This is a genomic window from Amycolatopsis sp. NPDC114478, from assembly GCF_055633805.1.
This window is the reverse complement of record NZ_JBVKDO010000003.1, coordinates 371674-391189: the sequence shown is the minus strand read 5'-3', so window position 1 is coordinate 391189 and position 19516 is coordinate 371674. Positions and strand designations below refer to the sequence as shown.

Sequence of the window (19516 nt, the reverse complement as noted above, 5' to 3'; positions counted from 1 at the left end):
CGTGCTCGACATCCTCCTGACCCAGGCGCAGCCGCCGATCGCGACGCCGTCGGTGGACTACCCGGCGGTCCTGCCGATGCTGATCGTCTTCGGCGCGGCGTGCGTGAGCGTGCTGGTCGAGGCGTTCGCATCGAAGCGGTCGCGCTTCAGCCTGCAGGTGGGGCTGAGCCTGGCGGCGATCGTCGCGGCCGGCGTCAGCCTGGTCCTGTACGCGACGGGCAGCGCGCCCGCGGGCGGCGTCAAGACGTTCAGCGGGGCGATCTCGATCGACAAGCCGGCGCTGTTCCTCTGGGGCACGCTGCTCGCTCTGGGCGTCGGCGCGGTGCTGCTGATCTCCGACCGCGTGGTCGAGCCGGGCGGCGCGCTGGTCGCGCAGGCCGGCATCCGCCCGGGCACCGTTCAGGACCGCGCCCAGACGGCGACTGTGATGCAGACCGAGGTCTTCCCGCTGACGCTGTTCGCGCTCGGCGGCATGATGGCGTTCTGCGCGTCGAACGACCTGCTGACGATGTTCATCGCGCTGGAAGTGCTGTCGCTGCCGCTGTACCTGATGTGCGGCCTCGCGCGGCGTCGCCGCCTGCTGTCGCAGGAAGCGGCGGTCAAGTACTTCCTGCTCGGCGCGTTCTCCTCGGCGTTCTTCCTGTACGGGCTGGCGCTGCTGTACGGCTACGCGAACTCGGTGAAGCTGGCCGACATCGCGGCCGCGGCGGCGGGTTCGGACCGGTCGGACACGCTGCTGTTCGCCGGTCTCGGTCTGCTGGTGGTCGGCCTGCTGTTCAAGGGTTCGGTCGGCCCGTTCCACACGTGGACCCCGGACGTCTACCAGGGCGCGCCGACGCCGGTGACGGCGTTCATGGCGGCGTGCACGAAGGTCGCGGCGTTCGGCGGGATCCTCCGGGTGCTGTCGGTGGCGTTCTCCTCGACTTCGTGGGAGTGGCGCGGAGTCCTCTGGGGCGTCGCGATCATCTCGATGGTGATCGGCGCGGTGCTGGGCCTGACCCAGACGGACGTCAAGCGCATGGTGGCGTACTCGTCGATCGCGCACGCGGGCTTCCTGCTGGTGGGCGCGATCGCGATGACTCGCGATGGCTTGTCCAGCACGCTGTTCTACCTGCTGGCGTACGGCTTCACGACGTTGGCGGCGTTCGGCGTGATCAGCCTGGTGCGCGATTCCTCAGGCGAGGCAACGCACCTCTCCGCGTGGGCGGGCCTCGCGAAGCGGTCGCCGTTGGTGGCGGGCGTGTTCACGTTCTTGCTGTTGGCCTTGGCCGGCATCCCATTGACGTCCGGTTTCGTCGGGAAGTTCGTGGTGTTCTCGGCGGCGCTGTCGGACGGAATGGCGCCCTTGGTGGTCGTGGCGCTGGTGTTCAGCGCGGTGGCGGCGTTCTTCTACCTGCGCGTGATCGTCCTGATGTACTTCTCCGAGCCGGCGGCCGGCGGCCCGTCGGTGTCGGTCCCGGGCTTCGGCACGGGAACGGCGATCTTCCTCGGCACGGCGGTGACGCTGATCCTCGGCTTGGTCCCGGCGTTCGCGCTGGGCTGGGCCGGAGCGGGCGGTTTCGCTTCCTGATTTCGTTTCACCCCGGGCCGCCACTCCCTTTTGCTAGGGGGTGGCGGCCTTCAGTTTGTGGCTGAGCCGCCGCGGCTCCCCGGGCATGACACTGATGTAGCCACCGGCGAGCGCGATCCCGACGCGACCTTCGTCGAGATCGAGGTAGCTGACGGTGCTGTCGTCGGCTTTGCCGTCGGCGTTGTCGTTGGCGTAGAGCTGCCCGAGGCCTTGGTGAGGTCGTTGGAAGAGGGCGTCGAGCTCCTCGGCTTCCCGGCTGCGCGCGGGGGCGTCGTCGAAGACGTCGCTGACGTCCTGGGGGCCTTTGAAGTCCTCTTGGGACAGGGTGAAGGGCTTGATGTTCGCCGCCGGGTACGCGGGCAGGTGGGCCACGAGGGCGTCGGCGGGATGGGTGTCGTGGCTTCCGAGCGTCACGCGATCACCCCGGCAGACAACGGTCACGTTCCGCGTGGAGAGGATGCCGATCTGCCCGGTGAGATCGCGCGCGTAGGCGTAGAATGAGTGCGCGGGATTGTCGATGAGGTGCAGAACGTCTTCGAATTCGGGGGTGAAGCCGTTGCCTTGGGTGAAGCCGTATTCGCTGAGTTCTTCGAAGGCTTCCCGTCCGACGCGCTTTGCCGCTGACGGAGGGACATACCTGAGCCCCCCGGCGAGGATGGGGTGCGGATCCCCGCAGCCGACGTTGCGCATGGCGGTGAGCAGGGTGTGAAGAGAGAGATCGGCGTGCAGCATGGGTCTACTTCTTGGGCCGATTCTCGCCGATCACCGGCGGCATGGGCTTTTCGATGAAGCCGCCGAAGGTTTCGTCGGGATCGGGGTTTTTGAGGTAGCCGGCTTTTTTCTTTTCCCGGTCTTCTTCTTTACCGCCACGCCCACCACCGGGGGCGCCCATGGGCATGCCGTTGGCCCCCCTCGGACCGGCGGTGCTTCGGGTGGCGCCACCGCCGGGGATCCGTTCCTCGGGGAGCCGCGCACCGGTGCTCGGGCCTGGGGCGCGTAGGCCTGTTCCCGGGTTTGTGCCTGTCCCTGGTCCTGTGCCTGCTCCTCGGTATCCGGTGCCTGTGCCTGTGCCTGTGCCTGTGCCTGTGCCTGTGCCGGTGTTGGTGCCGTAGCCGCCGGTTCCGGGACCAAAGCCGCCGGAGTAGCTACCACTGCCGCCGGGCCCGAAGGCGTAGTTGTCCCCGAGGTTGCTGACGGGCTGGCCGGTGGGCCCGAACTGGTACCCACCCTGAGCCGCGGGAGGCATGACGGGCTGGGGGACGTAGCTGTTGGCGTGGGTGTTGTCGGTGTTGCTGTTGCCAGACTGTTGAACATTGTTGCTGCCTGGCTGCTGACCTTGGTTCTGGAACTGGTTCTGGTTCTGATTCGTGAACTGGTTCTGAACTTGGCGCTGTCCAGGTTGGACGGTCTCTCGGGTCTGCTGCCCGGGAACCCGCGGCTGGCTGGGATTCCGGGCCCACTCACCGGTATCGGTAGCCCCGGCGGTCTTGCTACGAGTGTCGGCCTTGGGGGTGGTGGTCATGGAGACGGGAGCACCGAAGTCAGCGAGCTGAGCATATTGGGCGGGCATCTGAACGCCATTGGTGCTGCTGGCGGAGTGGTAGGCGCTGAAGGCTTCGATATTGGCCTGGCTATCGGACTGCCAGCTGGCAACTTTGGTGGCGTAGGAGCCGGTGCCTTGCCCGTTGAAGACGTGAAGAATGTCCTGAGCGGTGAGCTCGGGAGGCTGAGCAGCAACGGGCTTGACGGAGTGCTTGGCGGTCCCAAAGGCATCCATTTGAGCCCCAACAGCGGCCTGAGCAGTCTTGAAGTGAACGGCATCATCAGCAGCGGCTTGAACAAGGGGGAGGGTGGCATCAGCAGCAGCCTCCCCAGCCGCACCTTGCCAACCAGAGATGGTTTTGGCCCGGAGGGCGTTGATCCGCTGAGCCCGCTCAACCATCCGAGTAGTCAGCTCGTTGGCGCTGTCTTGGGCATCGCCCAGTGACTGGACGCCCTTCCCGCCGGTGATCTGCTCGTAGATTTGCGCTGCCGTCAGCGGCCCTTCGGCGACCATCAGTTCACCTTCCGGAGGTTGGCCAAGACTTTCGCTGCGACGTCGTGGGCAGCCGCACAGGGATCCTTTTTCCCGATGTTGGCCTCGGACAGGGAGACGGCGATGTCGACCTGCTGCGTATCGCTCGTGCCCAGCGCCAGCAGGCAGCGGCCTTTCGTGTTCCGCTCGTCGACCGTGCCGAACGCGACCGTGGGGTAACCGTCGATTGAGTCCAGCGGTTCGAAGAACGGGTACACAGTGCCCTTGGACTGGTAAATCCCGGTCAGACCAAGCTGCGTCTTTTTGAAGTAGGTCACTCCCACTCCGGCCTGGGAAACGGCCGGCGCGTCCCAGTTACAGGTAGGCCCCGCCGGATCGTCGACGACCGGCTTGGCGACGACGTTCGCGCCGAGCAGTTCTTGGCTTTCCGCGCTCGTCAAGGAGTTGCACGGGGATTGCTGGAACCGGCTCACGTCGAGCGGGGTTTCCACAACCGGTACACCCGGACCAGGCACGCCTTCCGATGACGGGGGCCGCGAATCGGACGAGTTCGAGGAAGGGGCAGACGGTGACGCGGAGCCGTTCGTCTTGTCTGTGCAACTCGTGGCGAGGGCCAGCAGAGAAACGCAGACCAAAGTGATTGTGCGGCGCCTCAAAGCGTCCCCCCGGTCTGCTTGAGCTCGGTGCTGTTGGCGTCCTCGGCTGAGGCGTACTTGCCCAAGGCGGCTTCGAACTTCCTGGCCATCGACCTGCAGTAGTCCTCGCGGCTTCCCAGGGTCTCCAATAAGGCGCGGCCGGAGTTCCGGATCTGGTCCGCGTTGCCTTCACTCGCGTACTCGAGTCCCGGACCTTCGGTTTGCGCGAGTTGTTGAGCACGGCGCTGGTCGTTGCGGAACTCGTTCGCCAGGTCGTTCCATTCGTGCATCAAGGCACGAAGAGTCGCCTCGTCGTATTGGAAGCCCGCGCCACCAGTACCCGACCCGCCCCCATAAGACCCCGCCTCGTGCACCACCGGACGCAAAGGCGCCCGCCGCGTGCCGTTCGGGTCGTATACCGGCCCCTCAGCCACCGCAAATCCCCGTCGTCATCAGCTTTCCCCTAGCTCGCAGTGTGCTTCAACCCCGCCACCCTGCGTATCCGACGGCCAGCACACTACCAGGGTTCCCACCTCCCGAAACACGAACGAGGGACCGCAGCCAACTCCCCGGCCGCGGCCCCTCGGACACCCCCTACGGCGTCGGTGAGCAGGAAGTGTGACCCAGCACCACCTGGCCACTCACCCCCGACGCCGGCAGGAAGTCGATCCGCAGCATCGTCAGCTCGATGCTGCCGTCGCCCGGGAGGTTCTGGATGTTGAACACCGCGTTCGCCAGCACCGTTCCGTTGGACTTCTTGATCGGCGACACATACCCCACCGGCACCGGGCTCGGCGGGTTCGGGATGCCCGACATCCCGCCATAGCTCCAGTTCGCGTTCGTCTGCGTCTGGGTCGCCGTGCACTTCACCGTGAACGTCGACAGCTTGACGCGGGGGCCGCCCGCGCTCACCAAGGCCGACAGCTCGAAGTTCTTGCCCGTGGCCGTCGACGTCGTCGTTGTCGCGTCCGTGTCCGGGTCCGTCACCGTCGTCGTGCAGGACGACGTGCCGCCGCCGAACGTGATGCCCGTCTTCGTGACCACCTGGGCCGTCGCGCTCGTCGGTCCTTCCACCGAGCAGTGACCCTGCGTCGGGACCGTGATCGTCGAGCCCGCCTTCGTGAACGACGCCGAGCCGATGTTCGCCACGCCCGGCTCGGGCGCGGCCTGCGCCGGCGCCACGCCGGCGCAGAGCCCGGCCACCAGCAGTGCTCCGGCGAGCCCGGCCCGCCTCGCGATCGTGTTGCGCATTGCGAGTCCTCCTTGAGTGATCTCCCTGAGGGCAATATCCGCCCGCCGGAGGCGCCCGTTGCGCCCGAAATCGCTGATCACTCCTTCGGGGATCGCGAACCACCCGTCGGTGGCGCCGGACGGGGTGTCGTGTTCATCACCGTTTCCGCTGGACAGCGGGTAAACGACCGCGCGAGGTAGCCACTACGCTCAAGGCATAACCCGACCGGTGCACGAGTAGAGCGGAGCCGACGTGTCTGTGCCTTCCCCAGCCCCCGGGGCGGGATCCCTCCCCGCTGCGCCGGGTGGCGCCCTCGAGGACCTGCGCGCGTCGGTTGGCCTGCAGATCGCCGACGAAACCCTGCTGCGCGCCATCGCCACCGGCCTGGCCGACGTCGAGAAGCTGCTGCGCGAGGTCGTCCGCAGCGACGTCCAGGCCGTCAACGACGCCGCGTTGCACCTGGTCGAGGCGGGGGGCAAACGTTTTCGTCCCCTCTTCACGCTGCTGTCCGCGCAGTTCGGCCCGAAGCAGGACGACCACGTCGTGATCGCCGCCGCGGCGGTCGAGCTGGTGCACCTCGCCACGCTCTACCACGACGACGTCATGGACGAGGCGGACATGCGCCGCGGCGCCGAGAGCGTCAACGCGCGGTGGGACAACACCATCGCCATCCTCACCGGCGACTTCCTCTTCGCGCACGCCTCGCGGCTGGTCGCCGACCTCGGCACGGACGCCGCGCGGATCATCGCCGAGACCTTCGGCGAGCTGGTCACCGGCCAGATGCGCGAGACCGTCGGCCCCGGACCGGGTGACGACGCCGTCGCGCACTACCTCACCGTGATCGCCCAGAAGACCGGCTCGCTGATCGCGACGTCCGGCCGCTTCGGCGGCATGATGTCCGGCGCCGCCGAGGAGCACATCCAGGCGCTGCGCCGCTTCGGCGACATCATCGGGACGGCGTTCCAGATCTCCGACGACATCATCGACATCGCGTCGCCGTCCGCCGAACTCGGCAAGGCGCAGGGCACCGACCTGCGCGAAGGCGTCCGGACGCTGCCGATGCTGTACGCGCTGGCCGACCCGGGCACCGACCCCCGGCTGGTCGAGCTGCTGTCCGGCCCGATCGCCGACGACGAGCTCGTGCGCGAGGCGCTGGAGCTGCTGCGGGCCAGTAGCGGACTCGAACGCGCACGCGTCACCCTTTCCGACTACGCTCAGCGCGCGCGAGCCGAGCTAGCCGCGTTGCCCGCGTCACCCGCCCGGGACGCGTGCGAGTCGGTCGCCGACTACCTGGTCGCGCGCACGCACTAAGCAGGGGCAGGAAGAAAGATGTCCATTTTCGGACAGGTTTGGCTGTGGAGTCTCGCGGCGTTCTTCGTCGGGGTGCTGCTCACCTGGCTGGTGCTGGTGCTGCCGCTCCGCAAGAGCGTCCGCAAGCTGGAGAGTTCGCTGGCGCAGGCCCACGCCGACGCCGCGCGCACGCCCGCGAACGCCGCCGGGCTGAGCGCGCCGGGCACCGAGGTGTTCACCCGGCCGGAGCCGCGGCCCGAGCCGGCGCCGGCTCGCGAGGAGACCTCCTACCCCGGCACGCTGGTAGCCGCCGCGCCGTTCAACCGCGACGACGTCCACGACGACATCGACGCGGACTTCGCCGAGCTGGACTCCCAGGTGCCGCCGGGGACACACGACCCCGACGAGGTCTTCCGGCCGGAGCCGGAGCGTGACGAGGACGCGTCCTACCGGGCGTCGGAGACCCAGATCCTGGCTCCGGTCGCCCAGCCGGAGAACGACGACCCGTACCGCGCCGCCGCGACCGAGTACCTGACGCCGGAGGACGAGCTCGAGCCCGCGGCCCCGGCGCTCTCGCAGCTCGAGCAGCAGCTCGACCCGGAACCGGCCGCCGGTTCGCTGTTCCAGACGCCGGCGGAGGGGGCGCACGCGCAGGCGCCGGACTGGTTCGACGAGGACGTCCCGTCCGAGCGGTCGGCGTTCGAGGAGCCGGTCGAGCGGACGCGCTACCTGGGTTCGGTCGAAGCACCTGAAGAAGCCGAGGAGGCGCCGCAGTACGCGTTCGGCGGCGACGACGCGGCGAACGGCGACCTGGACGTACCGCCGGAGACGCCGGCCGAGGCGACGCAGGTGCTGCCCAAGCGGCAGCCGCGCGAGGCGCTGCGCGGCGGGTTCGAGTCGCCGCAGCCGATCCAGCCGTCGATGCGCACGGTCGAGCGGCGCGAGACCGACCTGGCCGGTGCCCACAGCGGCTCGCTGTTCGAGCCGTCGGTGCAGCCGAACCAGGCGGCCGTCGCGGCGCCGGAGCCGCCGCCCGCGCGGCAGGCGGCGGGCGATGCGGTCCCGCCCGGCCCGTTCGGCCCCGGCTCGGCGATGCCGCGGCCCGGAGGCGGCCGGCCGAGCGACGCGTTCGAGGTGAAGGCCAGCGTGACGGCGTTGCGCTACTGCACCGAGGAGTCGGCGCAGTTCCCGAAGATGGTGGCCGAGGTGTGGTTCCGGACCGCCGAGGACGCCGAGCGGGTCGGGTTCCGCCCGCTCAGCTGACTTCCCGAAGACGAAAGGCCGCCCGCGGGCGGCCTTTCGTCGTTCTCAGGCCGCTTGGAACAGGACGATGGCCGCGCCGCCGGGGTCGGTGACCACCACCAGGGAGCCGAAGGGCAGGTCGGTGCGCTCGCGGACGACCTTTCCGCCCAGCTCCACGGCTTTCGCCGCCGCCGCGTCCACATCGGACACCGGCGCGTAGGGCAGCCACTGCGGTGCGCGGTCGTCGCCGGGAGGCAGCTCGGTCAGGCCGCCCCAGGGTGCGCCGTCCGCGGTGAGGAGTGGCCCGTCGGACTCCCAGCCCAGCAGCTCGCCGAAGAACCGCTTGGTGCCGTCCGCGTCGGACGTCCGGACATCGAAGAACACGAAAGGTCGCATGACCCAAAACTTAGGACACATGTCCTAAGTCTGGCAACCCCCGAAACGCCGGAGGCCGCCACGCACTCGGCGTGGCGGCCTCCGGAAACCGGGACTTACGCGACCGTCCAGGTGTCCTTGCCGCGCAGCAGCGCCTGCAGGTCGGGCGTGCGGGCAGCGCGGGCCTGCTCGACCTGGGCGCGGGCGCCGTCGTCGTACGTCGGGCGCTCGACCTGGCGGAGGATGCCCGTCGGGACGTGGTTGAGGTTCTGGTCGCCGAGGCGCGACAGCGCGAACGCGTACGACGTGTCGGTGATCGACGGGTCGTGCACCACCACGTTGTCCTCGCCGATGTCGGCGACCTTCGCGACGTCCAGGCCGCCCCAGTCGCCGCGCTTGACGCCGAACTCCTGGTTCGGGCCGAAGCGGATCGGCTCGCCGGCCCGCAGCGGGATCAGCCGGGCGGCGGCCTCGTCGGCGTCCTTGAGGACGTCGAACGCGCCGTCGTTGAAGATCGGGCAGTTCTGGTAGATCTCCACCAGCGCCGACCCGCGGTGCTCGGCCGCGGCCTGCAGGACCTCGGTGAGCCCCTTGCGGTCGGAGTCCATCGCGCGGCCCACGAACGACGCCTCCGCGCCGATCGCCAGCGAGAGCGGGTTGAACGGCGTGTCCACCGACCCCATCGGCGTCGACTTGGTGACCATGCCCTGGCCCGACGTCGGCGAGTACTGCCCCTTGGTCAGGCCGTAGATCCGGTTGTTGAACAGCAGGATCTTGATGTTCACGTTGCGGCGCAGCGCGTGGATCAGGTGGTTGCCGCCGATGGACAGCGCGTCGCCGTCCCCGGTGACGACCCACACCGACAGGTCCGCGCGCGTGGTGGCCAGGCCGGTCGCGATCGACGGCGCGCGGCCGTGGATCGAGTGCATGCCGTAGGTGTTGAGGTAGTACGGGAAGCGCGACGAGCAGCCGATGCCCGAGATGAAGACGATGTTCTCGCGCTTCAGGCCGAGCGTCGGCAAGAAGGACTGGACCGCGTTCAGCACGACGTAGTCGCCGCAGCCGGGGCACCAGCGGACTTCCTGGTCGGACTTGTAGTCCTTGGCCTTCTGCGGCTCTTCGGTGGTGGGCACAAGGTCCAGGCCACCGAGAGTGGGGAGCCCGATATCGATTGCGGTCATTTCGCCGCCTCCGTAGCAACGCCGGTGATGATCTCCGAGAACAGGTTCTGCAGCTCTTCGGCCTTGAACGCCATACCCGCGACCTTGGTGTGGCTGTGGACGTCCACCAGGTACTTCGCCCGCAGCAGCAGCGCGAGCTGGCCCAGGTTCATCTCCGGCACCACGACCTTGTCGTAGCTGCGCAGGATGTCGCCGAGGTTGGCCGGCAGCGGGTTGAGGTGGCGCAGGTGCGCCTGCGCGATCGGCAGGCCGAGCTTGCGCACCCGGCGGCACGCGGCGCCGATCGGGCCGTAGGACGAGCCCCAGCCCAGGGCCAGTACGCGCGCCTTGCCGCCGGACGGGTCGTCGACCACGACGTCCGGGACATCGATGCCGTCGACCTTCGCCTGCCGCAGCCGGACCATCTTCTCGTGGTTGGCCGGGTCGTAGGAGATGTGGCCGGTCTTGTCGGCCTTCTCCAGCCCGCCGATGCGGTGCTGCAGGCCCGGCGTGCCCGGGATCGCCCACGCGCGGGCGAGCGTCTCGGGGTCGCGCACGTACGGCCAGAACTCGCCCGAGTCGTTGTCGGCGTTGGGTTCCTGCGCGAATTCGACGGTCAGGTCGGGCAGCGTCTCGACGTCCGGGATCAGCCACGGCTCGGAGCCGTTGGCGATCGCGCCGTCGGAGAGCAGCAGGACCGGGGTGCGGTACTTCAGCGCGATCCGGGTGGCCTCGACGGCCGCGTCGAAGCAGTCCGCGGGGGACAGCGGCGCGACGATCGGGACCGGCGACTCGCCGTTGCGGCCGAACATCGCCTGCAGCAGGTCGGCCTGCTCGGTCTTGGTCGGCAGGCCGGTCGACGGGCCACCGCGCTGGACGTCGATGACGACCAGCGGCAGCTCGACCATTACGCCGAGGCCGACGGCTTCGGACTTCAGCGCGACACCCGGGCCGGACGTCGAGGTGACGCCGAGCGCGCCGCCGTAGGACGCGCCGAGCGCGGCGCCGATGCCGGCGATCTCGTCCTCGGCCTGGAAGGTGATGATGCCGAAGTTCTTGTGCTTGGACAGCTCGTGGAGGATGTCCGACGCCGGCGTGATCGGGTACGTGCCGAGCAGGATCTGCAGGCCGGAGCGCTGCCCGGCGGCCACGATCCCGTAGGCGAGCGCGGTGTTGCCGGTGATCTGCCGGTAGGTGCCCTGCGCCAGCTTGGCCGGGGCGACCTCGAACGTCGTCGCGAACGACTCGGTGGTCTCGCCGTAGTTCCAGCCCGCCCGGAAGGCCAGGATGTTCGCCTCGGCGATGTCCGGCTTCTTCGCGAACTTCTCGCGCAGGAACTGCTCGGTGCCCTCGGTGGGCCGGTGGTACATCCACGACAGCAGGCCGAGGGCGAACATGTTCTTGCAGCGCTCGGCGTCCTTCTTGCCGAGGCCGGTGTCGGCGAGCGCGCCTTGGGTCAGCGTCGACATGGCGACCCGGTGCACCTGGTACGGGCTGAGCGTGTCGTCGTCGAGCGGGTCGGTCGCGTAGCCGACCTTGGTCAGGTTCCGCTTGATGAAGTCGTCGGTGTTCAGGATGATCGTCCCACCGTGCGGGACGTCGGCCAGATTCGCCTTGAGCGCGGCCGGGTTCATCGCCACCAGCACGTCCGGGCGGTCGCCGGGGGTGAGGATGTCGTAGTCGGCGAAGTGCACCTGGAAGCTCGAGACGCCGGGAATGGTGCCCTGCGGTGCGCGGATCTCGGCGGGGAAGTTCGGCATCGTCGACAGGTCGTTGCCGAACGCGGCGGCCTCGGACGTGAAGCGGTCGCCGGTCAGCTGCATGCCGTCACCCGAGTCGCCCGCGAACCGGATGACGACCCGGTCCAGCTTGCTGACCTCGGTCGGCCTGGTCGCGGCGAGCGAGCCGTGACCAGCGCCGTTGCCGTTCGCACTCGTGCTCATGGGTCAGGGATTCCCTCTCTCCCGACGTTGCGGCCATCGGTCGCCTGCCCGGTGCAGTGACACGCGGATCACCAGGCCCTACCACGAGGTTAGCTCGCGCTGAACAACGATGTTCCTAGAGACCCGGGGTCCCGAACGACCTCATAACTGCGCTGACGGTTCTTCTGTGCTGGTCCGACAAATACCTGTGACCGATGGTAACGGGTAGACCCCTGTCTTCGTTGTGACGCGGGTCTCGGAGTCAGGGGTCCACCTGCTGGGATCAGGGGTGGGAGCGGATGCGCGCCTGGATCGCCGCCAGCCGCTCCGCGAATTCGGGCGAGGCGAGGGACGCGAGCTGCGGCTGGATCTCGACGTCGACGGCGTCGGCGTGCGCCGCCAGCGAGGCGGTCGTCCGGAGGCTGCGCTTGGTGGCGAGCAGCGCCTCCCGTGGCGCGGCGACGGCGGGCGCGGCGAGCTCCTTCGCGGCGGTGACGACGTCTTCGACCACCGTCAGGGCGAGCCCGGCGCGTACCGCCGCCTCGGCGTCGAGCGGCTGCCCGAACAACGTCATCGCGGCGGCGACCTGCGGGCCGGCCAGCCGCTGCGTCATCCACGTCATCCCGCCCCCGGGGTGCAGGCCGAGCTCCAGGAACCGGGCGACGAACTTCGCGCGCGGCCCGGCCAGCCGGACGTCGGCGGCGAGGGCGAGGTTGAGCCCGGCCCCGACGGCGGCGCCGTTGACCGCGGCGATGGTGGGCAGGCTGCAGCGGGCGACGGCGAGGAAGCCTTCGTAGATGGCGCGCAGGCCGGTCTCGTCGGCCCGGCCGAGCGCGGAAAGGTCGGCGCCGGCGCAGAAGGCGGGCGGCGTACCGGTGACGACGACAGCGTGGACGGTTTCGTCGCGTTCCGCGGCTTCGACGGCGGCGGCGAGCTGGGCGGAGAGGTCCAGCGTGAGCGCGTTGCGGCTGCCGGGGGCGTCGACGGTCAGCAGCGCGATGCCGGCCGAGTGCTCGCTGACGATGCTGTCGGTCATCGGGTCAGGGTATTAGTGGGGCATGGGGGAACTGCTGGTGGTGCTGGTCGGCAACCTGCTGCCGATGATCGACATGTCGGAGCTGTTCGGCGGCCGTCGCCGCCGGGCCCGGGCGGCGGCTTTCGCGCGGGGCTCGCGGGTGTCGGTGCCGTGCGTGCTGCGGTCCGGCGAGCTGACATCCGGTCGCGAGCAGCGGGGCTGGATCGCGGTGGGCGAGGGGCCGGCGACGTGGCGGGTCCCGGGAGGGGTGCCGGTGGCGTTCGAGCCGGGGGAGCTGACGATGCAGGCGGTGGACCGCCAGGCGGTGACGTTCCACGCGGCTGCCGGGCGCACCGAGCTGCGGCTGCACCCGGACGAGGCGCCGCTGGTCCTGCGCGCGCTGGCGGGTTGAGGGTGGGCCTCCGGCCTTGCGCAGCGTGGGTCGGGTGCCCGGCCAGGGCGGTTTCAGCGGTTGTCGGCGCGCCTGGGCCCGGTGCACCGTCGAGACGTACAAGCCGGGAGTCACGGCGGTGACGTTCCACGCGGCAGGCGGACGGGCCGAGTTGCAGGCACCGCTGGTCGTGCGTGCGCTGGCGGGTTGAGGACGGGCCTGCTGCCTCGCGCAGCCGGCCGGCTTCCAGGCCTGGTTACAGCGGAGACCGGCGCGCCAAGACCCGCCGCCCCGTCGCGCGCAAGCCGAGGGTCACGGCGGTGAAGTTCCACGTGGCGAACGCGGCTACGACTGCACCCGGACGAGGCGCCGCTGGTCCTGCGGGCGCTGGCGGGTTGAGGGCGGGCCTCCGGCCCCCGGTCGCCAGCGTATCGCCGGGGGCCGACAGTCCGGCGATCTCGGCGGCTCGCGCCCGCCGTTGCTCCACAACCCGCCGGGCTTGTGCATAGCCGGCGGCCTCGGCCGCGCAGTGGCCCGGAACTGTCGGCCCCCGCCACTAAGCTGGAAGACGGGGGCCGGAGGCGTCAGGTCTCCGGCGTCGGCGGCCGTTCGAGCAGTCGCGACAACACCACCGTCGACACCGTCCGGTCCACGATCTCCAGCCCGCGCAGCCGCTCCAGCGCCGTCTCCAGGTGGTGGATGTCCGCCGCCCGGAGGTGGACGATCGCGTCCGCCGCGCCTGACACCGTGTACGCCGCCACCACCTCCGGCAGTGGCTCCAGCCGCGCCCGGATGCGGGCCGGCGTGATGTTGCCCTGGCACGTGACCTCGACAAACGCCTCCGTTCCCCAGCCCAGCGCCTCCGGGTCGACCACCGCCGTGAAGCCCCGGAGGATGCCCGTTTCCAGGAGCCGGTCGACCCGCCGCTTCACCGCCGGGGCGGACAGGCCGACCACTTTGCCGATCTCCGCGTAGCTTGATCGCGCGTTCGCCACGAGGCACGAAACGATTCGCTGGTCGATGGTGTTCACACGCAACACTTAGCACAGATACACGCAGCGAACAGCGATTGATTGCGATATTTGGCGCCCCTTACCCTGCAGTCATGCAGGCGATGCGCGTACCGACCACCCGTCGATACCTGATGTGTCCGCCGCGTCACTTCGCGGTGGACTACGTCATCAACCCCTGGATGGACCCGACCCAGCCGGTCAGCGCCGACGTCGCGATGGCGCAGTGGACCGAGCTGCGCGACACCTACCGCCGCCTCGGCCACACCGTCGAGGAGATCGACGCCCAGCCCGGGCTGCCCGACATGGTCTTCGCCGCGAACTCCGGCACCGTCGTCGACGGCCGCGTCCTGGGCTCGCGGTTCCGCGCGCCGCAGCGGGCCGCCGAGGCCGAGCACTTCCGCCGCTGGTTCGTCGAGCACGGCTACCGCGACATCACCATGCCCGAGAAGATCAACGAGGCCGAAGGCGACTTCGCCTGGACCGGCACCCTGCTGCTGGCCGGCACCGGCTTCCGCACCGACCCGGCGGCGCACGCCGAGGCGCAGGAGGTCCTCGGCGTCCCGGTCGTCTCGCTGCACCTGGTCGACCCCCGCTACTACCACCTCGACACGGCGTTGTTCGTCCTCGCCGAGGCGACGGACACCACGCGCGCGCAGATCGTCTACTACCCGGAGGCGTTCTCGGCCGGTTCGCGCCGCGTGCTGGAGCGGCTGTTCCCGGACGCCGTGCTCGCGACGCGTGAGGACGCAGAGTGCTTCGGCCTCAACGGTGTGTCCGATGGCCGCAATGTCGTCCTCCCGATTGAGGCCACCCGATTGGGTGACCTCCTCGCGGATCGCGGCTACGAGCCCGTCTACGTCGACATCTCTGAGCTGCGGAAAGCCGGCGGTGGCCCGAAGTGCTGCACGCTCGAAATCCGCAAAGGCTAAATAACGGCAAAACCTGTAACTCACCCGTTTGCCATCGCGATTAATCGAAGTAACAAATCGACTACGCGCGGTGTCAGGCGGTGGGAGTGGTGGCGATGAACCTCGCCCTGCACGGGATCGGCCGGCCGGCCCGGCAGCTCGATCCCGGCGAGGACGAGCGCTGGGTGACGGTCGAGCAGTTCGAGCAGGTGCTCGAGGCCGTCGCCGAGCGCGACGACGTCCACCTCACCTTCGACGACGGCAACGAGTCCGACGTCGAGATCGCGCTGCCGCGGCTCGTCGACCGCGGGCTGACGGCGGAGTTCTTCCCGCTCGCCGGCCGGCTCGGGCTGCGCGGCTACCTCGACCGCGACGGGCTGCGCGCGCTCGCGCGCGCCGGCATGGAGATCGGCTCGCACGGCTGGGAGCCGCGTGACTGGCGGCGTCTCGACGACCGCCAGGCCAGCCGCGAGCTGACCGACGCCCCGAAGCTCCTCGGCGACCTGTGCGGCCGCCCGGTCCGGCGGTACTCGCTGCCGTTCGGCGCCTACGACCGCCGCGTGCTGACGCGGTTGCGGCAGGCGGGCGCGACGCGCGTCTACACGAGCGGCGGCGGCGCGGCGAGCCGGGACGGCTGGCTGCAGGCGCGGACCGAGCTGCGCCACGACCTCGACGGCGAGACGCTCGACGGCGTGCTCGCGGCCGGGCGCCGCCGGGGGAGCTGGGCGGGCCGGCTGTTCCGCCGGGACTGAAATCCGTCGCGTGCTTCCCGGTGATCGGCACAGCGCCGGAACCGGTTTCCTCCGCCCGCGTCCGGGTGAGCAGCGTTTTCGTCAAGACTGGCCGGATGATGGGAAATTCCCGCACCGCGGGGTCTTGAACGCGCCACGGTCCCGGTGCATCCTGGTCGCCTCGCCGCCGTAAGGAAAGTTTCCTAACTAAAGGGAGCACCAGGAATGCGGAAACTGATCCTGCTCGCGACCATGGCGCTCGCCGCGGCCGTGATGCCCTCGGCCCTCGCGTCCGCGGCCCCGGCTTCGGCCCCCGCCGCACCCGCGACCACCGCGGCCGCCCCGACCGCGGCCCAGCTGCTCGCGAAGACGAACAGCTGCAAGCAGATCTCCAACGGCAAGTACAAGACCGACGAGGACGTCTCGGCCAAGACCGTCGCCATCTGCGACGCCAACGGCGCGGTCTTCTGGAAGGCCGACATGGACATCGACTGCGACGGCCAGCGCAGCTCGCAGTGCAACGAAAACACCGACTGCTGCTACCAGAACGACACGGCGTTCCACCAGTCCGACGGCAAGCCGCTCAACGCCGCGAAGCTGCCCTACATCGTCGTGCCGAGCTCGAGCAGCATCTGGAAGTACAGCTCGTCGCAGCTGAAGGGCGGCGGCTCCTGCGCCGTGATCTACAACGGCAAGGTCGAGTACGCGGTCATCGGCGACACCGGGCCGACGCAGATCATCGGCGAAGCCTCCTACGCCACCGCGAAGGACCTCGGCATCAACCCCGACCCGTCCAACGGCGGCGTCGACTCCGGGGTGACGTACATCTGCTTCAAGAACTCGACGGTCTCGCCGATCGAGAACCACTCCGCCGCGACGAGCAAGGGCCAGAGCCTGGCCACCACGTTCGTCAACAACAACTGACCCGCGCGCGAGGCGGGGCCGATCCGTTCAAGACCGGATCGGCCCCGCCTGCTGTGCTGGGGGACATGAGCAAGGAACTGCTTAAACTCGCCAACATCGGACCGGCGATGGTTCGCGACTTCGCCCGCCTCGGCATCACCGAGCCCGCCCAGCTCGCCGGCCGCGACGCCGTCGAGTTGTACGAACAGCTCTGCGAGCTCGACGGCGTGCGGCACGACCCCTGCGTGCTCGACACGTTCATGTCGGCCGTCGACCAAGCCGACGGCGCGCCGCCGCGGCCGTGGTGGACCTACACGCCGGAACGGAAACGCCTTCTCGGGACCCGCTGACGACAACCGCGCCGACCGCGTTGCCCACCCACTGCAAGATGCAATTCGAGATCCGATTTTACGCGAAAACCGTTACGCCTAACGGCTGTCTCACGCATTACCCCGTTCGCCGCCCGCGCGGTAACGATCCAGGGGAGCCGGGCGACCAACTTGAGGGTCGCGCGGAATAGCGGAGGTTTGGCGTGAAGATCAGTGTCTTCGGGCTCGGTTACGTGGGCTGTGTCTCCGCCGCGTGCCTGGCGGGGCAAGGGCACCGGGTGGTCGGCGTGGACGTCAACCCGGTCAAGATCGACCTCATCACCCAGGGCAAGGCCCCGGTGGTCGAGGAGCGGATCGGCGAGCTGACCGCCGAAGTCGTCGCGAGCGGCGCGCTGAGAGCCACGACCGACGTCGGGGAAGCCGTCGCCGACAGCGAGATCTCGCTGGTCTGCGTCGGCACGCCGTCGGCGCCGAACGGCAGCCTCTCGACGGTCTACCTCGAGCGCGTCGCCGAGGAGATCGGCGAGGCGATCGCGAAGAAGAGCGAGCGGCACACGGTCGTCTTCCGCAGCACGATGCTGCCGGGCACCTGCCTGGACCTGCTTATCCCGATCCTGGAGAAGTCCTCGGGACGCACGGCCGGGGTCGACTTCGGCGTCGCGGTGAACCCCGAGTTCCTGCGCGAGGGCACCAGCGTCCGCGACTTCTTCGACCCGCCGAAGACCGTGATCGGCGAGATCGACACCGCGAGCGGGGACGCCGTCGCCGGGCTGTACGAGGGGCTGCCCGGCCCGGTCTTCCGCGTGCCGATCCCGGTCGCGGAGATGACGAAGTACGCCGACAACTCGTTCCACGGTCTCAAGATCGGGTTCGCGAACGAGCTCGGCGCGGTCTGCCGGGCGCTCGGGCTCGACTCGCACCAGGTGATCGACGTCTTCCTCGCCGACACGAAGCTCAACATCAGCCCGGCCTACCTCAAGCCCGGCTTCGCGTTCGGCGGCTCGTGCCTGCCGAAGGACCTGCGCGGGCTGGTCTACGCCGCGCACCGCAACGACGTCAGCGTGCCGATCCTGTCGCACGTCCTCGCGTCCAACGCCGACCACCTGCAGCGCGCGTTCGACCTGGTCGCGCGCACCGGCAAGCGCAAGGTCGGGCTGTTCGGCCTCTCCTTCAAGCCAGGCACCGACGACCTGCGCGAGTCGCCGCTGGTCGAGCTGGCCGAGAAGCTGCTCGGCAAGGGCTTCGACCTGAAGATCTACGACGCCAACGTCAGCCTCTCGCGGCTGATGGGCGCCAACCGCGAGTACATCGAGGGGCGCCTGCCGCACCTCGGCCAGCTGCTCGCCGGGTCCGTCGAAGAAGTGCTGGACCACGCCGACGTCCTGCTCGTCGGCACCAAGGACCCGGACGTCGTGGCGGCGCTGCCGCACGGTGGCGACCGGGCCCTGATCGACCTCGTCCGCCTGCCCGACGCCGCCGAGCGTCGCCTTGAAGAGGGATACGCCGGCCTTGCCTGGTAAAGCGCTCATCCTCGTCGAAAACCTGTCCGTTCCCTTCGACCGGCGGGTCTGGCAGGAGTCCACGACCCTGCGCGACGCCGGGTGGGAAGTCCACGTGATCTGCCCGCAGGGCACGAAGCGCGACACCGAGGCCGAAGCCGTCGTCGACGGCGTCCACATCCACCGCTACCCGCTGAAGGCGGCGACCGGCGGTCCCGCCGGCTACCTGCAGGAGTACGGCAGCGCGCTGTGGCACACGCTGCGGCTGGCGCGGAAGGTCGGGCCGGTCGACGTCGTGCACGCCTGCAACCCGCCGGACCTGCTGTACCTGGTCGCGAAGGTGCTCAAGCGCCAGGGCGCGCGGTTCGTCTTCGACCAGCACGACCTCTGCCCGGAGCTGTACCTCTCGCGGTTCGACCGCGGGCAGGACCTGCTCTACCGCGGGGTGTGCGCGCTCGAACGCGCCACCTACCGCGCCGCCGACGTCGTGATCTCGACGAACGAGAGCTACAAGCAGGTCGCCCGGATCCGCGGCGGCAAGAAGCCCGAAGACGTCTTCGTGGTGCGCAGCGCCCCGGTCGTCGAGCGGTTCCACGAGGTCCCGGCCGAGCCCGAGCTGAAGAAGGGCAAGCCCTTCATGCTGGCCTACCTCGGCGTCATGGGCCCGCAGGACGGCGTCGACTACGCCCTGCGCGCGCTCGCGAAGCTGCGGGACGAGGTCGGGCGCACCGACTGGCACGCGGTGTTCGTCGGCTCCGGCGACGCCTTCGACGACATGGTCGCGCTGTCGGCGAAGCTCGGGCTGGCCAACCAGGTCGAGTTCACCGGCCGGATCTCCGACGAGGACCTCGTCCGCTACCTGTCCACCGCCGACGTCTGCCTGTCGCCGGACCCGCTGAACCCGCTCAACGACGTCTCCACGATGAACAAGGTCATGGAGTACATGGCGATGAGCAAGCCGATCGTCTCGTTCGAACTGCGCGAAGCGCGCGTTTCGGCGGGCGACGCGGCGGTCTACGCCCCGGCGAACGACGAGTCCGCGTTCGCGAAGCTCGTCGCCCAGCTGCTCGACGACCCGGAGGAGCGGGCCCGGATGGGCAAGCTCGGCCAGGCCAGGGTCGTCGGCGCGCTCTCGTGGGAGAACTCGGCGAAGAACCTCCTCGCCGCGTATGAGCACGCTGTGAAGTCCTGATCGCCGTTCGGTCAAGAAGTCACCGGACGTGTAACCAAAGCTCCCGGTCCGACGACGGTTCGGGTAACCGGCCGA

20 protein-coding genes are annotated in these 19516 nt (G+C 69.5%); 10 read left to right on the top strand and 10 right to left on the bottom strand.

Annotation, left to right across the window (positions count from 1 at the left end; genetic code table 11):
* Window position 1 precedes the first annotated feature (1 nt).
* Window positions 2-1570, top strand: a complete 1569-nt coding sequence (nuoN, locus tag ACZ7OH_RS10755) for an NADH-quinone oxidoreductase subunit NuoN (protein WP_470280606.1) — start codon at window positions 2-4, stop codon at window positions 1568-1570.
* A gap of 33 nt (window positions 1571-1603) precedes the next feature.
* Here the strand turns inward: nuoN and ACZ7OH_RS10750 are convergent, their stop codons facing one another.
* From ACZ7OH_RS10750 to ACZ7OH_RS10730, 5 genes are all read right to left on the bottom strand, one after another.
* Window positions 1604-2302: an ESX secretion-associated protein EspG gene (locus ACZ7OH_RS10750; protein ID WP_470280605.1), complete on the bottom strand. Its 699-nt coding sequence runs from the start codon at window positions 2300-2302 to the stop codon at window positions 1604-1606.
* A gap of 4 nt (window positions 2303-2306) precedes the next feature.
* Window positions 2307-3626 carry a PPE domain-containing protein gene (locus ACZ7OH_RS10745; RefSeq protein ID WP_470280604.1) on the bottom strand — a complete coding sequence of 440 codons (1320 nt, stop codon included), beginning with the start codon at window positions 3624-3626 and terminating at the stop codon, window positions 2307-2309.
* A complete protein-coding gene (locus ACZ7OH_RS10740; protein ID WP_470280873.1) occupies window positions 3626-4240 on the bottom strand; it encodes a DUF3558 domain-containing protein in 615 nt (204 codons plus the stop codon). Before ACZ7OH_RS10740 ends, ACZ7OH_RS10745 begins: the two co-directional genes overlap by 1 nt.
* Before the next feature lie 17 nt (window positions 4241-4257).
* Entirely contained in the window at window positions 4258-4674 is a 417-nt protein-coding gene (locus ACZ7OH_RS10735) for a hypothetical protein (protein ID WP_470280603.1), read from the bottom strand.
* 160 nt (window positions 4675-4834) lie between these two features.
* Window positions 4835-5491 (bottom strand): hypothetical protein, encoded by a 657-nt coding sequence (locus tag ACZ7OH_RS10730; protein ID WP_470280602.1) that lies wholly within the window; start codon window positions 5489-5491, stop codon window positions 4835-4837.
* A gap of 238 nt (window positions 5492-5729) precedes the next feature.
* Here ACZ7OH_RS10730 and ACZ7OH_RS10725 point away from each other — a divergent pair, with 238 nt between their 5' ends.
* Together ACZ7OH_RS10725 and ACZ7OH_RS10720 are read left to right on the top strand one after the other, a co-directional pair.
* Window positions 5730-6782, top strand: a complete 1053-nt coding sequence (locus ACZ7OH_RS10725) for a polyprenyl synthetase family protein (RefSeq protein WP_400901929.1) — start codon at window positions 5730-5732, stop codon at window positions 6780-6782.
* A gap of 18 nt (window positions 6783-6800) precedes the next feature.
* Window positions 6801-8024 carry a sunset domain-containing protein gene (locus ACZ7OH_RS10720; RefSeq protein WP_470280601.1) on the top strand — a complete coding sequence of 408 codons (1224 nt, stop codon included), beginning with the start codon at window positions 6801-6803 and terminating at the stop codon, window positions 8022-8024.
* Between the two features lie 45 nt (window positions 8025-8069).
* Here ACZ7OH_RS10720 and ACZ7OH_RS10715 read toward each other — a convergent pair whose 3' ends face one another.
* From ACZ7OH_RS10715 to ACZ7OH_RS10700, 4 genes are all read right to left on the bottom strand, one after another.
* On the bottom strand, window positions 8070-8399 hold the full coding sequence (locus ACZ7OH_RS10715; RefSeq protein WP_470280600.1) for a VOC family protein: 330 nt from the start codon (window positions 8397-8399) through the stop codon (window positions 8070-8072).
* 95 nt (window positions 8400-8494) lie between these two features.
* Window positions 8495-9559: a 2-oxoacid:ferredoxin oxidoreductase subunit beta gene (locus tag ACZ7OH_RS10710; RefSeq protein WP_470280599.1), complete on the bottom strand. Its 1065-nt coding sequence runs from the start codon at window positions 9557-9559 to the stop codon at window positions 8495-8497.
* Window positions 9556-11481 carry a 2-oxoacid:acceptor oxidoreductase subunit alpha gene (locus ACZ7OH_RS10705; RefSeq protein ID WP_470280598.1) on the bottom strand — a complete coding sequence of 642 codons (1926 nt, stop codon included), beginning with the start codon at window positions 11479-11481 and terminating at the stop codon, window positions 9556-9558. Before ACZ7OH_RS10705 ends, ACZ7OH_RS10710 begins: the two co-directional genes overlap by 4 nt.
* Window positions 11482-11743: 262 nt before the next feature.
* Window positions 11744-12496, bottom strand: coding sequence for an enoyl-CoA hydratase (locus ACZ7OH_RS10700; protein ID WP_470280597.1), 753 nt, complete (start codon window positions 12494-12496; stop codon window positions 11744-11746).
* A gap of 22 nt (window positions 12497-12518) precedes the next feature.
* Here ACZ7OH_RS10700 and ACZ7OH_RS10695 point away from each other — a divergent pair, with 22 nt between their 5' ends.
* A complete protein-coding gene (locus ACZ7OH_RS10695) occupies window positions 12519-12887 on the top strand; it encodes a hypothetical protein (protein ID WP_470280596.1) in 369 nt (122 codons plus the stop codon).
* A gap of 563 nt (window positions 12888-13450) precedes the next feature.
* Here the strand turns inward: ACZ7OH_RS10695 and ACZ7OH_RS10690 are convergent.
* Entirely contained in the window at window positions 13451-13897 is a 447-nt protein-coding gene (locus ACZ7OH_RS10690) for an Lrp/AsnC family transcriptional regulator (protein WP_400900900.1), read from the bottom strand.
* An 83-nt stretch (window positions 13898-13980) separates the two neighbouring features.
* Between ACZ7OH_RS10690 and ddaH the strand changes: the two genes are divergently transcribed.
* The 6 genes from ddaH (at window position 13981) to ACZ7OH_RS10660 (ending at window position 19441) form a co-directional block, all read left to right on the top strand.
* Entirely contained in the window at window positions 13981-14808 is an 828-nt protein-coding gene (gene ddaH / locus ACZ7OH_RS10685; protein ID WP_470280872.1) for a dimethylargininase, read from the top strand.
* A 95-nt stretch (window positions 14809-14903) separates the two neighbouring features.
* Window positions 14904-15539: a polysaccharide deacetylase family protein gene (locus tag ACZ7OH_RS10680; RefSeq protein ID WP_470280595.1), complete on the top strand. Its 636-nt coding sequence runs from the start codon at window positions 14904-14906 to the stop codon at window positions 15537-15539.
* A gap of 204 nt (window positions 15540-15743) precedes the next feature.
* On the top strand, window positions 15744-16442 hold the full coding sequence (locus tag ACZ7OH_RS10675) for a glycoside hydrolase family 75 protein (RefSeq protein ID WP_470280594.1): 699 nt from the start codon (window positions 15744-15746) through the stop codon (window positions 16440-16442).
* 65 nt (window positions 16443-16507) lie between these two features.
* Entirely contained in the window at window positions 16508-16771 is a 264-nt protein-coding gene (locus ACZ7OH_RS10670; RefSeq protein ID WP_470280593.1) for a helix-hairpin-helix domain-containing protein, read from the top strand.
* Window positions 16772-16953: 182 nt separating this feature from the next.
* Window positions 16954-18270, top strand: coding sequence for a nucleotide sugar dehydrogenase (locus tag ACZ7OH_RS10665; protein WP_470280592.1), 1317 nt, complete (start codon window positions 16954-16956; stop codon window positions 18268-18270).
* Entirely contained in the window at window positions 18260-19441 is a 1182-nt protein-coding gene (locus tag ACZ7OH_RS10660) for a glycosyltransferase family 4 protein (protein WP_470280591.1), read from the top strand. Before ACZ7OH_RS10665 ends, ACZ7OH_RS10660 begins: the two co-directional genes overlap by 11 nt.
* Window positions 19442-19516 lie beyond the last annotated feature (75 nt).